Consider the following 14,557-nt stretch of genomic DNA (forward strand, 5'->3'; position numbering starts at 1 on the left):
TTTATCACCTTCCTAGCTTCAGTTGTTGGAATTCTGTAATGGGTTCAACTAACCATCTAGCAACTTCCCGGTAATCAGGAGTCACAATTTGGATAACCTGTGGATTGCTTTGAGAGGTTTGAGTCCCAACAACATCTGAAACAGCGCCCGTTACAATTTTTCTTAAATCTTCAAGAGCACCAACAAATTCAGGCCGCTTTTCACCAACGCCAATAATTTGTGGTCCATAGAAAACTCCCCCTTTGTCATACCAATCAACTGACAATTTAGGAAGTCCGTTTTTCACCCAGTCTTTTGGATTGAGTGAGAAGTTACTTACTGTAAAGTGTGGCAATGGAATTTTTGTTCCCATATTGGCGAAAGCACTTTTGATTTTTCCGATAAAACCAAGTATCAAATCCTTGGCTGTCTTGATTGGATTGGTAATGGCCTTCCCGATGTTGCTGAAAATGCCTTTGGCTGTATTGAACAATCCTTGGAAAACGAATTTTGCTCCAGTGTACATACTTTGGAAACGTCCGATGACAATTTGAACAAATGTACTAACTACTGTACGTATGGCAGAACCGAGTGCCTGGAAAATTGATACGCCAAAGGTTCGGAGGGTTCCGAAGATTTGGGTTCCTTGGGTATACAAACCTCTAAGGAATCCCACTACACGCCCTACGAGTCCATTCACGATATTCACTACATGGACATCGAGGTTTTTGAACACCTCCACTGTCTTGGTCCAGAAACCAGTGAAGGATGATACTCCTTTTGTGACAAAGGCTTTAATCCCTCCAAGGATCCTGCCAAACATCATCAAGTTAATCAGGTTCCAGAGGAATTCAACGGCTCCAAAGAAGAGCTGCTTGATGCCCTCCCACATTTTAGAGAAATCCCCAGTGAAAATACCAGCAAAAATCTTGATTAATCCAATAATGATGTTTAGGGCCCCGCTAATTACGCCCTTGATATTTTCCCATACCATCTGGATGATGAAGAGGACTGCCGGCATGATAAACTGTATTACTTTAAGCAAAAATTCAAAGGCATTTTTCGCTGCTAAAACTATTTGAGCTCCGTTTTCATCCCAGAATTGCTTAATTAAATCCAGTTTTTCCTTAACGAATGAAACAATCGCTGTTAGTGCAGGTATGATTAACGGAAGTAAGAAATTCCACAAGGCCACCGCAGCTGCCATCAATCCTGTAAAAACCATCTTCCAGTAAGCTAGTAATCCAGTAATGTATGTCTTTATCGTTTCAACAGCAGACAGAACCAGTTGAACTTGGTCTGAAGAAAGTCCTACTCGGTGTAGCATGGAAACTGCTGCTCCTTCATTACCGGAAAAGGCAGCGAATAAACCTTTTATTGCTTCTTTTCCTATATCTACATATCCTTTGAACTGATTAATGGCATCCCTTGCTCCCAAAAAGAACTTAATAATCTTCAATCCTTGTTCCTGTCCGAAAGCTTGGGTAATAATCTCAATGAACTTAATGGAGTTCCCTTTTATTAATTCCATGAAGCCATTCAGCAACGGAATAGCACCTTGCATACTGCTTTTGAAGTTTTCGAAGAGTCCTTTAGACATTTCAGCAGCAATCATTTTCAAGTTGTCTTTTATGGTCGATAACATGCCATTAAATGTAGTGGACTGCTTTTCCATTGCTCCACCAAACCGTTTACCTAGTTGCTCAGTCAACTGTGGCAAAACATCTTTGGCAAATAATTCACCATTCTGGGACATTTCCATCATTTGTTGAACGCTCTTACCTTGAGCATCCGCAATCATTTTCCAAGCCGGTATCCCCCGTTCTGCTAACTGGTTCATTTCTTCCGCAGAAATTTTCCCTTTAGAGGCCATCTGAAATATCGCCATGGAAATACCTTGTAATTCATCTTGACCGCCACCTACTGCAGAGACAGCATCGCCTACGGCAGTCAGTGTTTTAAATAGATTGTCACCTTCATAGCCTGCCATGTTTAATAGTTTGGCAGCCTTGTCCAATCCTTCAAATTCGAAAGGAGTCTTGGCACCCATGATTTCAAGTTCTTTAAGGGTTCTCTTTGCTTCTTCCTGGCTACCCAATATAGTTTCCCATGCTATGGCTGATTGCTCCATCATGGCATTGTAGCCAACACCGACTTTACTTATGGCACCAGTTAAAGTGACCATTGCTGCAGTTGCGACCATAGCGCCATTTTTAATAGTGGACATTGCAGCTGATGCAGAAGATTGAACAGACCCCATTGCAGCTCTTACCGCTTTGCTTGCCTGGTCTCTAGCAGAGAGAATGATTTCAACCGTATTTTTACCTGCCATGTTTGCCCTCCTTTCGACTCGATTGGTATCTATTAATCATTTGTTGGATGATTTCGAAGGCTTGAACATAAATTGCTGGTTGGTCTAAATATCCGCCCTCGTAGGGCAGACAATGAAACTCCTTGCACATAAAAAAGATTTTTAGGTAATCATTAGAAAAGTCGCCGTTCCCCATTGATCGGGAAACGGCGACTTCTAGTTTTTTACTTCTTCTTTTGATAGTTCATTCATTTTATTGATTTCATCAGATATTAGATTGAACACTTCATCGTCCAAATCCTGAACCGATTCTTCCGTTATAGCTATCTCACCAGCACTCCAAGCCTTAATAGCTTTAGAAAGCTTATAGTATTCGACCTGTTGCACCTTGCTAACCATGCCGATAGCGCCTACCGGCACTTCGTCGCTGTTTTTGTCCAATTTCTTTAGAGCTTCTGCATCCATTCCTTCTAATGACGAAGAGAGCCTGCTTGTAATCTGGTCTTTCACGCCTTTGGAAAGATGCTGAAGGTCAACCCATCCACCTTCGAATTCAATTCGTTTTGTTGGTTTATCTTTCGAAAACATAGCCAATTTAAATTCCTCCTTAATACGAAGCCGTACTGTTGATCAAAGTTATTTTCATTGCATGTAACACTGCTGGATCATACTTTGCTGACCCGTCTACTTGCGTAGCAATTGCTCCTGCTCCATCCACGTTGATTGGAAAAGCAGCAAACCTGAATTTCGGCACGTCAATCGTCATTTTGAAGTTGTTGCCACCGCTGATCACGTCACCAACCAATTCAATCTTCAATGGAACTTCATTCTGGGCACGGAACTTGTTATACTCCGAAATATCCTTTAAGTCCAAAGAAAATTTAACAGGAAAAGTACGGACTCCACCTCTAAGGACACGCGAAATGGCTTTTGTTCCGTCGAGGGAAGCGCGACCCTCTAAATTGTTTTGGATACCGAATTCAACTGTGGAAATATCTTTATTCAATGTCCCATCTAACGTCACTTTTGCCTGGAACCAGCGAAAAGGATTGGTCGCTTCAAAACTTGGTGCTGTTTTCGCGATAAGGGCCAATGCTTTTGCGATTATCGCTGCAGAACCCTGCATCAGTTTATTGTCAGTACCGAAACTGAATGTAAGATCGTTTACAACAGCTCCTGAGTATTGGAATGCCTGCTCCATGTCCCTATGTACTTCCAAGGTATAGGGAGGTAAAGCGCAAACGTTTGAGAAGCTCGCCTGTACAGGTGTGAATACATGCTGATAAACGCCAGCAACCACTTCAGTCGAAACGGGTGCACCAAAAGCAGCTCTCAGCATATGTCCAACTACATTTGGATAAACATCAAATGAAATATCGCCTGAAATATTGCGCATTCCTTCATAAGAAGCACCTTCGTCAAAAACTCCGCTAAAGTTTTCAGAGATAATCTGTTCAATTTCCTCATTCAATCCTTCGGATGCAAACCTTAAATAGTCAGTGGCAGCCACTGGTGTACCGTATGTTGCTTCCTTACCTAAACCAATATGTGCTAAAGCTCCGTATGGCATTAATCTTCACCATCTTTCTTTTCTTTTGGATTTTTTACACGAAAAAGCCCGGTGCGCAGTAGGGTTTTGTCATGATCCACTTCGTCACCAGGCTTAAATTGTCCGAATCCCGGAATAATCCGTTCACCGTTGCCTATATATTCGATTTTCTTCTTATTGGTCATTAAGGACTCAACTCCTTAAAAGTCTTCTTCTGTCGATGCCAGCAATGAGAGTTCAGCAACCATCATTGCAGTAGGTTGATCTAAATTTACAAATACATCTCCATCTGAAACTGTATGATATAAGCAAGAACCTCCTAAAGAAGGATCCGTACGTAACTGTTTTATGGTATTAACAAGCAGGTTCCGAATATCCATTTGTGGCTTTGTAACATCACTGGAATTCAAGGGGATATAAAGCCTGATGACCCAACGCCAATTTACTGATTTTCGCCTGGTCGCTGAATCAGACTGTGAAAATCCATCAAAATACAATGTAGCTGCAGGCAACTGAGTCATACTTTGTGGTTCATGATCATAGGCAGCTGCGACACCTTCAACAGTTGCTATGACGTCCTTTATTTTTGTGGCCATAATATTTAAATCGGTCATCCTGAAGACAACTCCTTAATTGCTTGCTGAACACCCTGTGAGAATAAACTTTGAATTTCTCCAGAAGATTGCGCTTGTTCGACTGTATCCTCAAGAAATTTGTATGCTTTATTACCAGGATGTCGAACTTGCTTAATAAAAAGTGATCTGCCACCAATAGGAATTCTTAAATACTTTCCTTTCTTGGCTTTGATAATATGAGGTTTTGCTCCACCCTCAAGAATGTGGCCAACAAAGTGTTGTGAACCAATGACAGACTTATCTTTTCCTGTTTTACCTCTAATCGATTTAACCAATCTTCCTGTCTTAATCAATCCAAGGGAACGCACTTTCTTTCGTACCTGCTTGGGTACGTGCCTTGTGATCATTTTCATGCCAAATTTAATTGCTTTTGGTGCAATCTCGTCATTTTGGTCTATTAGACGCTGTAAATCCGGGCTAATTTCTACTCTGGCGTTGATTTCCTGCGCCATTACATCACCTTCTTATAAGGTGCTAGCAATATCTTCACCTGGGCACTTAACGCTTCGGGCCTAAATACAAATCCATCCTGAAAAGTAGTTGAAAAGTTTGCTATATCTGACTTGAAATATGACATAATCAGGTGTTTACATGCCAATTCCAAATCTGAAGGGATTTCTGCATAACCAGCCGTATAAGATACTGTTACGTTTATCTCTCCCCTTGGCCATATGCCTCCGTTATATAGAAGAACTCCATTTCTTTTCTTCACCTTATAATGTCCCGGTAATAAAGAACTTCCATCGATGGAAACCGACTCGATGGACTTCACTGGATACTGATCAAGCAACAAATGACTTTTTCCAGTCCCGTCGTATTCTTCCTCTAGATAAGATTGTTCTTTAAACTGCCGTTTGCAATAATTCTCGATTGCAGAGGATGATGCATTGATAAGGTCCTCGACAATTGAATCATCAACACCTGCTTGGAGTTTTAAATACGCTTTAGCAGCTGCAAGGGAAGTTAATGCGTTGGATTTAAGAGGCATAATCAAACCCCCTTCCTAAAAATCATAAAAGGAGAGGCTAACTAGTGCCTCTCCTTTCTTTCCTACTCTTCAGCCAAAAGAGCCTCAATATGCTCTTTCACTGTCTTTCGGTCTTTACCCTTCGATTCTTCCTCTAGCAATGCCTGGAGTTTTTCAGGGCCAATGTCTTTTGTCAAAGCTGAAATAACATCTTGCACATTTCCATTTAAAAAAGAATCCTGATTTGAGTCTGGATCCTGGTTCTCGTCCACTGTGATATATCCATTCCGGCTTAACTCAGCGACTCTTTCTTTGCTTTCATGCTCGTAAGTTGCTCCGACTTCAAATGCCTTATCAGATTCCTTGTCACGAAACCTCTGGATTACTGTACCTTTCATCATTTTTCACCCCTTACACTACTGGCGTGATATCGAATTGCGCGTAGACGACAGCTTCATCATCCCAAAGTGTCACATCTTCTCGCTCGATAGCACGGAATTCAGTGGTATTTGTTCTCCAAGAGTTACCGCCTTCCTTGGTCATATCAATCAATAATTGCTGACGATCCCAAAGAACGACTGCTTCTTTCAAGTCACCCACAATGAATGGTGCCATTGCAGTTCCGGCCACTCCATCAACAACAGTTGCGATTGTTTTATTTGACAAGACAACCACCTGGCGACCAGAAATAGCTTTACCTGAAGGGCTAGTGATATCATCCTCTAGCAGGTACTTGCCATCAGAAGTTTTCAGGGTATCAAGTTTGTTAAATCCATCTTGGTTTGTATAGATTTTACCGCCAACTGAGAATGCTGGATCAAGAGTAACATTCAGGATTTTTTTGATTCCATCAACAAGATTTCCGGCAATTGTAGTTTTTGCTAAGGAATTTAATGCTGCAAGGATCAGGCTGTTCCGAGTAGCTTTTGATTTCTTTGCGATCCACTTTTTCAAATAAGCTTCAAGCGCCTGGTCACTGTCATTCAACAGATTGTTTGGTACAGGAAGGAAGCCTGCATAGTCCTCGATTTCATAAGAAAGACGGTCAAATTGAGGAGAATCCATTTCAGACATTGCATTAGGATTGCCGTATTCTGATAGCAATGTAAACGGCGTTGAATCAGCACGTTTTTCCAGTGTGCGAGCACCTTTGTCAGTTGTAACCGGCTCGACAGTTACGTATTGTTCAAGGTTGTCCACTGTTTTCTTTAGTTCATTGATATCTGTCGTGATATCTTCAGGGATTACATAACCACCATCTGGACCACTCGCAGATGATAGTTTATTTTCAGGACGTATATAATTTGCTGCAAGTAAATCCCTTTCTTCTCCGGACATGTGATATCCACGGATAGCCTTCATGAACACATCTTTATAGGTCGGTGCATCGTTGGTGACCACTTGAACCGGAGCCAGGTTTTGAGCGCTGTTTTTCTCATCAACATATAGATCCTTGGCGATATCGAACTTGTTCTGCAGCTCCTGGGCTTCATCACGTGCAGCTTTCGCTTCTTCAATTTTGTTTTCAGCAAGAAGGCGCTTTGCTTCTGCTTTCTTGTTGCTGATTTTCTCCAACATTTCGCGTAATTCTTTGTTCATTGAGTGAACACTCCTTCGTTTTTAGGTATAAAAAAAGAATTAGATCAATTCTAATTCCATAAGCAGCATTTCTTTTTCGGTTTCTAGATTTTCATTGACTGGATCTGGTTTATCAAAAAGTTTGATAGCATCCTTGATTGATTGATTTGCACCATTCAACACTTCCAGACGGTTAAAAGAGAATTCCTTCATGTTTTGGACGTCGAATGGCTCATCCTGGTATAAAACGCTATCCGCGAATCCATTTTTCACGGCCACATTGGCAGACATCCACGTTTCATCATCCATCATGGAGGAAATCTCCTCTGCGGTCTTACCAGTCTTGGTAACATAAGCATTGATAATGGAATCCTTAATCGTATCAAGAATGTCCGCCACCCTTCGTAATTCGTGCATATCTCCATATGTTCCAATAAGAGGGTTGTGAATCATCATGACGGCGACAGGAGACATATGTATCTCATCCCCAGCCATTGCAATCACCGAAGCAGCACTCATTGCTTTGCTGTCTACTTTAACAATGACCTTCCCTTTATGCTCTTTCAGGGCATTGTAAATACTTGCACCAGCAAAGACGCTTCCGCCGTAGCTGTCAATCCAGACCGTTAGATCCTGACCGGAAAATTCCTTCAACTCTTCCTTGAATGCATTAGGAGCAGTGGCAGGTTCTCCAAACCACTCATAGATCCATAAATCACCGTCATCGATGATATCGCCTTCTATTCGAAGTTCCACACTTTCCGGAATACCGGCTGTGGCTTGATTCTTAATAAATTTCCAAAACGGCACTAGCTGTCACCTCCTTTCTGGTATTGCGATCCAACTAGGTTAATTGGGATGTAGTTTCCGTTTGTCATCAGAATATCGCCACCTTCTTCAGCCGGCAGATCCAGATATCCCCTGGCTTCATTTGGAGTGTAGATTGCATTATTTACCCCTTTAGACAAGGCTTCGATTTGACTCTTGATATCTGCACGTAAGATCACATTTACATTGAACTTGAAAAAGTAGCCTGCATTTATTAGCTGGCTACTTAAACTTTTAAACGTAATTTCCTCTTCATATTGCTTCAATGGGTATAACAAGGTATCAACGTAAAAAGAAAGGTTCTGCGCTTCAGCACTCGCATAACTCGATTTTTCATAATCATTGATTTGATTCGGTTTAATCCCAAAGGCAGCTGCGATTTGCAAGGCTGTATATTTTTTTAGCTCAAAAAATTGGCTGTCTGTCAGCTTTATGTCTAACGGTACCAACTTCATCCCTAATGGAACCGGAATAATCTTTCCAGCATTCTTTGAACCATTAGCAAAATCCTCGAATCCCTTAACTAAACGGTCCTTGGCATCCTTATCTAAATCGCCGGTGTATTCAAGTACAGCCTTTCCCGTCAATCCCGTCTTATATAAATTGTTCATGAACTTTTGACTTTCAAGGCTTCCTTCGACCGTGCTCTTAAGGATATCCTTTACTGCCATTCCTGTTATGCCATTGAAAGTGATGGAAGTTTTAAAATGTAAAACCTCTTCATTTCCGAAAATATAGGTTTTCTTGGCTTGTTTATCCTGGTATTTGTACCACATCTTATCTTTCGTCGCCAAAATACCAGCGTCGTCAATAATGACGGATACATCCTCGCTAGGCATAATCCATAAATCTTTTAGTTTTGGGCCATCGAATCGCTGCCAAACAAAGGCATTGCCATGATGATTCCTATTCATTTCGACTGTTGACCAAAAAACGGTGGATGTCATATAAGGATTTGGACGTAATTTAAAGACCTGATAAAGGTCACTTTTATCACTTTTTTCGATTCCTTTATCCGTTGTTTGGTACATTTTCAAAGGTAATTTACCAATACTTTCAGCAAGGATTTTCATACATGCAAAGTAGGTTGCTTCAGAAAGTTTTTCCTTCGGTGTACCAGGATCAATGCCTAGCCATGTCAATAGAGTTGGACTATTTAAATCAACAGTTTGGTTTTTAAATCCGGAGTTTAGCAAGTTTTTAAAAATCACATAGTCACCTCCCTTCACCCCAGTTCATCACTTTTTAGCTAATACGAAACCCATAACCACTAAAACGAATCCAAGTGAATAGTTTCCGATATTCACCCCGAACCTCTGATATGTTGTAAATAAAACAATTGCAATTCCTAAGAATATAAAAAAATCTTCCAACCAAGTGGTCAAAAGACTTTTCAATAATGCAGCTATATTTCTTTTTAATAATTTAGCCAAAATCTCTCACCATCCCATCATTGTTAGGTAATCATCAGTTAGTTCATTGATATCTGGCTTAAAGTCACCATGCATAGCCCTGGCATGGGAGTTTATGGTGGCAGCTGCCGGGTCAATGCGTTCTGTTGATTTTGATTTATCTAGCATAATGTTGTCGTTCGAATCACTTTTTGTCACAGCGTTTGCCATAGCAAATGCCAGTACTGGGCTATTGTCATGCACCACATTTCCTTGATAAACTTGCTCACGGAAATCTTTCGTTGCTTCACCCAATGTTTTTATACCCTGCCTCATTTCGACCACAGTATATCCTTCGCTCTCCATATCTTGCGTGAATTGAGTAGCATTCCAAGGATCCGCTGGAATCTCTTTAATAATTAAACCGTATTTTTCTTCCTTATCCTTGATGTACCGCTTGATAAAACTATAATCCACAACAGCGCCTGGGGTTGGGGTAATCCATCCATCCTTTGCCCATAATTGGTAATGAGCGCGGTCTGTCTTAGCCCGTAACGCTATTGTCTCTTCGGGCATGAAACTATGATTCTTAATTAGATATTTTTTATCTTTCTTTGCTTCGAAATTTACGCTAGTTAAGTCAATTTTGGCTGATAAGTCGATTCCTACAACAACTTCGCAACCGCGTAACTCTTCCCAATCAAGTTCCCTGCCACAAGCATTCCATCTGGCCATATCCATATAGCCATTCTCTTTTTGATCCACCCATATGTTCATCCTTTTAGTTAAAAATGTACGCATTTTTTCCGGGTTGTCCAAAGCAAGTTTTAAGTCACTACGAAGTTTTTTTATACCTGCTTCGTAGGTCGCAACAATTGGATTTGCTTTGATCCAGTTTCTCTCGTCCTTTATGTCATCATCCTTATCAAGTTCACAAATGATAATAAAATATTCATCGTTTTCAACTGGATTTTCAGGGTCTATGACCTGAACACAATATTTATACTCTTTAAAGCAAGGTCCGTTCAAATTGTTACCCGCTGTTGTGATGATAAACATTAAGGTGTTTTCCCTGGCACCCATACCAGAATCAATAACATCGTGAATCTCGGAAGTTTCATGGTCCTTATATTCATCAACTATTCCCAAACTCGGGTTCGTACCTTCACCTGTTTTTTTCGCTTCTTTGGATAAAGGAACGATTATCGATCCGCTTCTTAAATGAGTGATTTTCCCATAGGCTTCCTTGTACTTTCCCTGAAGGATTTCACATGATCCAAGCTGTTTAACTATATCGCTGTATACCAGGCTTGATTGTTGACGATTCCACCCGGCAATATAACATTCTTCCAGCTGTTCGGAAAGAAACGTAATGTAGGAAGCAACAATAGCTAAAAATTGAGACTTTGCATTTTTTCGCGCAAGCTCAATGAACGCTCTTAAGAAACGTCTTTTATGGGTTTTCTTATTGAGGAAACCGAAGATATTGGCAGCAACAAACAATTGAAAATCAGTGAGCTCGATGTACTGGCCAGCTAGAATACCTTTGAAATGCTTGAACTGTTTAGCCCACTCATAAAAATCATACAGTTGGTCAATGTCAAAATAAAACCAACAATCATCCTCTTGTGTTCGTTCTAAATCATCTAAGAATCGCTGGCAGGCCCAAATATGTTTTTGACCAGCTGGAATCGTTCCATCCAAAATAGCATTTACATAGTTAAGGACCCTTTCGCCCAGGTTCATACACGATCACCGAACCGCTTTTCCGCCTCAGTCTTTTCTTGCTTTTCTTCAGGTTCCGGAATTACAAGTTTCAGGCGAGATGTAATCGTTAAACCTAAATCACTGGCTGCAGATCGGCATTCGCCAAACAGATAATTTTTACTTCTCTGCATTTGAGCATATTTTTTAAAATCATCAGTAGCTTTTACTTTCCGTATAAGTTTTACCAGATTAATATATTGGTCCCTTGAATCGATGTACCTCGCCAAGCTATCAACATCCAAATTAGAGAAAATTTTAAGTCTCACTAATTCAGATGAAATGCGATCAAATTCTTTTTTCTGTGCTGCTGTTAAATAAGTAGGAGCAACGATGTTATCAGTAAAACCTTTTACTTTTTCCTCTTGTTCTTGACGTTTTGCAATTACATCTTTCGTTAGATGATTTGACCTACCTTTGCCCAATATTACAGACAAAGGCTGCTTATTCCGTCCTGCCATTTTGGATTACACCTCCCCTGCCCCAAAAAAATATTTCAAAAACGGATTTTTTTCTACGGAAAGCTGGGGGGCGGTCTATAGGATTTAGGGGCAAACTTTTCAGGTCCCCCCTACCTTGGCTGTATTATCTGCCAAACCCTCCATCTTCTGTCGCTGTCTTACGATCATGGCATGTCTTACATAATGATTGCCAATTGCTCACATCCCAGAACAAGGTCATGTTTCCTTTATGAGGTTTGATATGGTCAACAACATTAGCAACATCTCCACATCTTACACAGATAGAAAATTGAGCGAGATATCCAGCTCTTGCTTTCCTCCATTGATTACCGTAACCACGCTTAGCTGCATTGCTTCTATTCTGGTCATAGTTAGTTGTTAATTGTTTATGACCCTCACAATACCTTTCTCTTGTTAACCTGGGACATCCCATTTTACTACAGGGTTTAAATGCTTTTTGGGGCAATTACTTTCACCTCTCTTTGTTCTTGAAAAAATCCGATAAATACTTACATAATTTTCAATATCACTTATAAACATATGTTAAAATTCAAATAAGTTACCATAAAACGGGGGTCATTATATGAGATTAAGAGAGATAAGATCATTACTAGGAAAATATAAGAATGAACTTACATACAAAGAACAAAAAGTTGAAAATGGCAATATTGAGGTTATTGGGTTACAAAAGGTTATTAATTCAATAAATGAGCTGTCACTTTTAGGGTTTTTAACACACGATATCGATAGACTTAAAAAGTATAAAACAGTCTATTATTCAAAATCACCAGATGATGTAATGATAATTCATCCCACACATTACGAAGAGATCAAAAGAATTATTACAACTGTTAAAGAAAAGGTGGAAGGTTTTCAAAACCTTATAGACAACTCCATACCAAAACAGCAAGAAAATATTGTGAGTGTAAAATTACCTAATTATAAAGACTTAAATGACTTGAGTGAGTTTTTTGACACCCTGAATAAAGCACTAAGAAGTGGTATAAAGAACCCTGAGATAAACGGTGATTACAAATTGCAAAATTTTGACACAGGATCCATTTGGGTTGACCTAGCGATTGCCTCAACCGCTATAACATTTTTGGGACAACTAATTAATACAGCACAAAATATACAGCGAAGATCTCAGGAAACTCAAATGTTAAAAATCCATATTAAGAAAATGGAATTAGAACAAAATGTTATGGAAACTATGTCTGCTTCTATTGAAAGGCAGATAGATGCCGTTGTAAACGAAGAAATAAACAATCTTACAAATGATAAAATTACAAATCATGAAGCTATCAATGATATTAAATTTTCAATAAAACTATTCGCAGAATTACTACACCAGGGAACTGAATTTCATCCACCATTAAGTGCTCCTCAAGAAGTAACTCAAGCTTTTCCTGAAGTTCCGAAAACAGAGCAATTAAACGGTCCTTCCGGACTATTAGAACAGCTTTCTTCTAATTTAGATAATCAACAACAAAAAAAATAAAATTAACCTTACAAGTATTAGCCCTAAGGCTGATGCTTTTTTTTAGGCCATTAGAAAACTTTCTTCTCCAGAAAGAAACTTAATAGATGGACCGTGCATTCAAACTCTTCACTTATATTGGTTTACTTAACCTAAAATGAGGAAGTATCTTCGCCACTGGCTCCATATCCAAATAAAAAAGAGCAGCTGCAATCGTACAACCACTCTTTAAAAAAATTCCTTATTAACATAATAACTTGTTTAGAACCTAGTGCTCTAGCAACTTTATGCCAAAAGTCTGCCATAATACTAGCAGTCATCGTTAATTGTACTTAAAAACATAATAACCTCTAATGCTAGAAACGTTGCGTTATATGTCTTATACAATAAGCTTCCAAATTCAATTAAATATAAATCCCATTGCTTATTTCTATCTTTAAAACTTATTAATTGTTGATCTGGAATATATGTATAGGAATGATGACCAATACTATTCCTAATTGAGTTATCCAGGATAAAGGGAATATTAAAAATATCGCTGAATACATTCTCATCTTCAAAGAATTTCACTTTATTTCCTTTGTTTATTACTTTCTTATGATAATCTTGAATGGTTTTTATTTGTGGGAATTTGCTTTGAGTTTCTTCGTTAAACTTATCCATATCCCCTCTATTCAAAATGTTTTGCAATCCCATGAAGATTGGCAGGAGAGAAGACAGGATTTCAAAAGCTTCAACATAATAATTTTTCAGCATTTCAAAATTGGTTGTTAATATCCCTTTTACTTCTTTTATATCATCAATATTATGAGTCTGATAAACTTCAGATAGGATTACTGGCCATATAAAACGATAATAGTCGTAAAAATTTCTTAATAAATGAATAATACTTTCATCCGAATTTTGTAACAGATCCTGTAAGTCATTACATAATTCCCTGACTTCAGCAGGGTATAATTTATTTATTTTCACTAACATTCTTCTTAATGATCTAATATCCTGACTACGTCCACTTTCCGTTAAGAAAAATATGAATGGCTTGTATAATACATCCATTATTTTCTTAGGATAATCAATTTTTAATATAGCACCTATAACGACAGGTTCTACAAAATTATGTATTAAAAGTTGTCTATCCAAATATTTGTAATTTTTATTTTTATAAAGCTCCCATAACCTTAAGGTAACTGTAAATTGTTCCTCAAACTCTTCAGTTACATATCTTACAAAATCTATTTTCCTTTGTTTTAGCTCGAAGCTTGATGTATCCATCATAAATGGAGAAAGAATCATTGTAGGGTCGGAAATATCAAATTTTTTTATCTTATCTGTAAAAAACTCAGTTGCTATTTGAAGCAAATGACTTTCTTTACCTTTATCTTCTGTAACATTAGCGTTATTGCATTTAAACTCTTTTATTAAGCCATGTTCTAAGTTCTCATTCCAAATTAAATGACCTTGAATTGTTATTTTACATTGAGGGCAGCTAAATGCAAATGGATTTTCAAGTTCATATCCTCCATATATCTTTAAACGGACAACATTGTCGCAAACCTCACATTTTAAGTTAATATTATGGTTCATTTTATCTGCTCTTTCCCTCCGTTTTTTTAT

General features: G+C 38.8%; 17 protein-coding genes. 1 reads left to right on the forward strand and 16 read right to left on the reverse strand.

Annotated features, from left to right (window positions below; all coding sequences use genetic code 11):
• Positions 1-4: 4 nt before the first annotated feature.
• From AC0VX7_RS19330 to AC0VX7_RS19400, 15 genes are all read right to left on the reverse strand, one after another.
• A complete protein-coding gene (locus AC0VX7_RS19330) occupies positions 5-2,311 on the reverse strand; it encodes a tape measure protein (protein WP_475425476.1) in 2,307 nt (768 codons plus the stop codon).
• Between the two features lie 195 nt (positions 2,312-2,506).
• On the reverse strand, positions 2,507-2,884 hold the full coding sequence (locus AC0VX7_RS19335) for a hypothetical protein (RefSeq protein WP_475425477.1): 378 nt from the start codon (positions 2,882-2,884) through the stop codon (positions 2,507-2,509).
• Positions 2,885-2,897: 13 nt separating this feature from the next.
• Complete coding sequence (locus AC0VX7_RS19340) at positions 2,898-3,860, reverse strand: phage tail tube protein (RefSeq protein ID WP_475425478.1); 963 nt, start codon at positions 3,858-3,860, stop codon at positions 2,898-2,900.
• On the reverse strand, positions 3,860-4,024 hold the full coding sequence (locus AC0VX7_RS19345) for a hypothetical protein (protein ID WP_475425479.1): 165 nt from the start codon (positions 4,022-4,024) through the stop codon (positions 3,860-3,862). Before AC0VX7_RS19345 ends, AC0VX7_RS19340 begins: the two co-directional genes overlap by 1 nt.
• Before the next feature lie 15 nt (positions 4,025-4,039).
• Positions 4,040-4,453 (reverse strand): hypothetical protein, encoded by a 414-nt coding sequence (locus AC0VX7_RS19350; protein WP_475425480.1) that lies wholly within the window; start codon positions 4,451-4,453, stop codon positions 4,040-4,042.
• Positions 4,450-4,926, reverse strand: coding sequence for a hypothetical protein (locus AC0VX7_RS19355; protein ID WP_475425481.1), 477 nt, complete (start codon positions 4,924-4,926; stop codon positions 4,450-4,452). Before AC0VX7_RS19355 ends, AC0VX7_RS19350 begins: the two co-directional genes overlap by 4 nt.
• The gene (locus AC0VX7_RS19360) at positions 4,926-5,462 is read right to left on the reverse strand and encodes a head-tail connector protein (protein WP_475425482.1); all 537 of its coding nucleotides are present in this window, start codon (positions 5,460-5,462) and stop codon (positions 4,926-4,928) included. Before AC0VX7_RS19360 ends, AC0VX7_RS19355 begins: the two co-directional genes overlap by 1 nt.
• Before the next feature lie 62 nt (positions 5,463-5,524).
• A complete protein-coding gene (locus tag AC0VX7_RS19365; protein ID WP_475425483.1) occupies positions 5,525-5,842 on the reverse strand; it encodes a hypothetical protein in 318 nt (105 codons plus the stop codon).
• Between the two features lie 10 nt (positions 5,843-5,852).
• Positions 5,853-7,040: a phage major capsid protein gene (locus AC0VX7_RS19370; RefSeq protein ID WP_475425484.1), complete on the reverse strand. Its 1,188-nt coding sequence runs from the start codon at positions 7,038-7,040 to the stop codon at positions 5,853-5,855.
• Positions 7,041-7,079: 39 nt separating this feature from the next.
• Positions 7,080-7,829, reverse strand: coding sequence for a head maturation protease, ClpP-related (locus AC0VX7_RS19375; protein ID WP_475425485.1), 750 nt, complete (start codon positions 7,827-7,829; stop codon positions 7,080-7,082).
• Positions 7,829-9,058, reverse strand: a complete 1,230-nt coding sequence (locus AC0VX7_RS19380; protein ID WP_475425486.1) for a phage portal protein — start codon at positions 9,056-9,058, stop codon at positions 7,829-7,831. Before AC0VX7_RS19380 ends, AC0VX7_RS19375 begins: the two co-directional genes overlap by 1 nt.
• Before the next feature lie 27 nt (positions 9,059-9,085).
• Positions 9,086-9,280 (reverse strand): hypothetical protein, encoded by a 195-nt coding sequence (locus tag AC0VX7_RS19385; protein ID WP_475425487.1) that lies wholly within the window; start codon positions 9,278-9,280, stop codon positions 9,086-9,088.
• 6 nt (positions 9,281-9,286) lie between these two features.
• Positions 9,287-10,984 (reverse strand): terminase large subunit, encoded by a 1,698-nt coding sequence (locus tag AC0VX7_RS19390; RefSeq protein ID WP_475425488.1) that lies wholly within the window; start codon positions 10,982-10,984, stop codon positions 9,287-9,289.
• Positions 10,981-11,463 (reverse strand): phage terminase small subunit P27 family, encoded by a 483-nt coding sequence (locus tag AC0VX7_RS19395; protein WP_475425489.1) that lies wholly within the window; start codon positions 11,461-11,463, stop codon positions 10,981-10,983. Before AC0VX7_RS19395 ends, AC0VX7_RS19390 begins: the two co-directional genes overlap by 4 nt.
• Before the next feature lie 124 nt (positions 11,464-11,587).
• The gene (locus AC0VX7_RS19400) at positions 11,588-11,896 is read right to left on the reverse strand and encodes an HNH endonuclease (RefSeq protein WP_475428203.1); all 309 of its coding nucleotides are present in this window, start codon (positions 11,894-11,896) and stop codon (positions 11,588-11,590) included.
• A 150-nt stretch (positions 11,897-12,046) separates the two neighbouring features.
• On the opposite strand from AC0VX7_RS19400, the gene AC0VX7_RS19405 reads away from it, so the two are divergent.
• Positions 12,047-12,964, forward strand: a complete 918-nt coding sequence (locus tag AC0VX7_RS19405; protein WP_475425490.1) for a hypothetical protein — start codon at positions 12,047-12,049, stop codon at positions 12,962-12,964.
• Positions 12,965-13,252: 288 nt separating this feature from the next.
• Here the strand turns inward: AC0VX7_RS19405 and AC0VX7_RS19410 are convergent, their stop codons facing one another.
• A complete protein-coding gene (locus tag AC0VX7_RS19410) occupies positions 13,253-14,527 on the reverse strand; it encodes a hypothetical protein (protein ID WP_475425491.1) in 1,275 nt (424 codons plus the stop codon).
• Positions 14,528-14,557: the final 30 nt, after the last annotated feature.

This window comes from Mesobacillus sp. QJM3NY_10 (genome assembly GCF_056173465.1).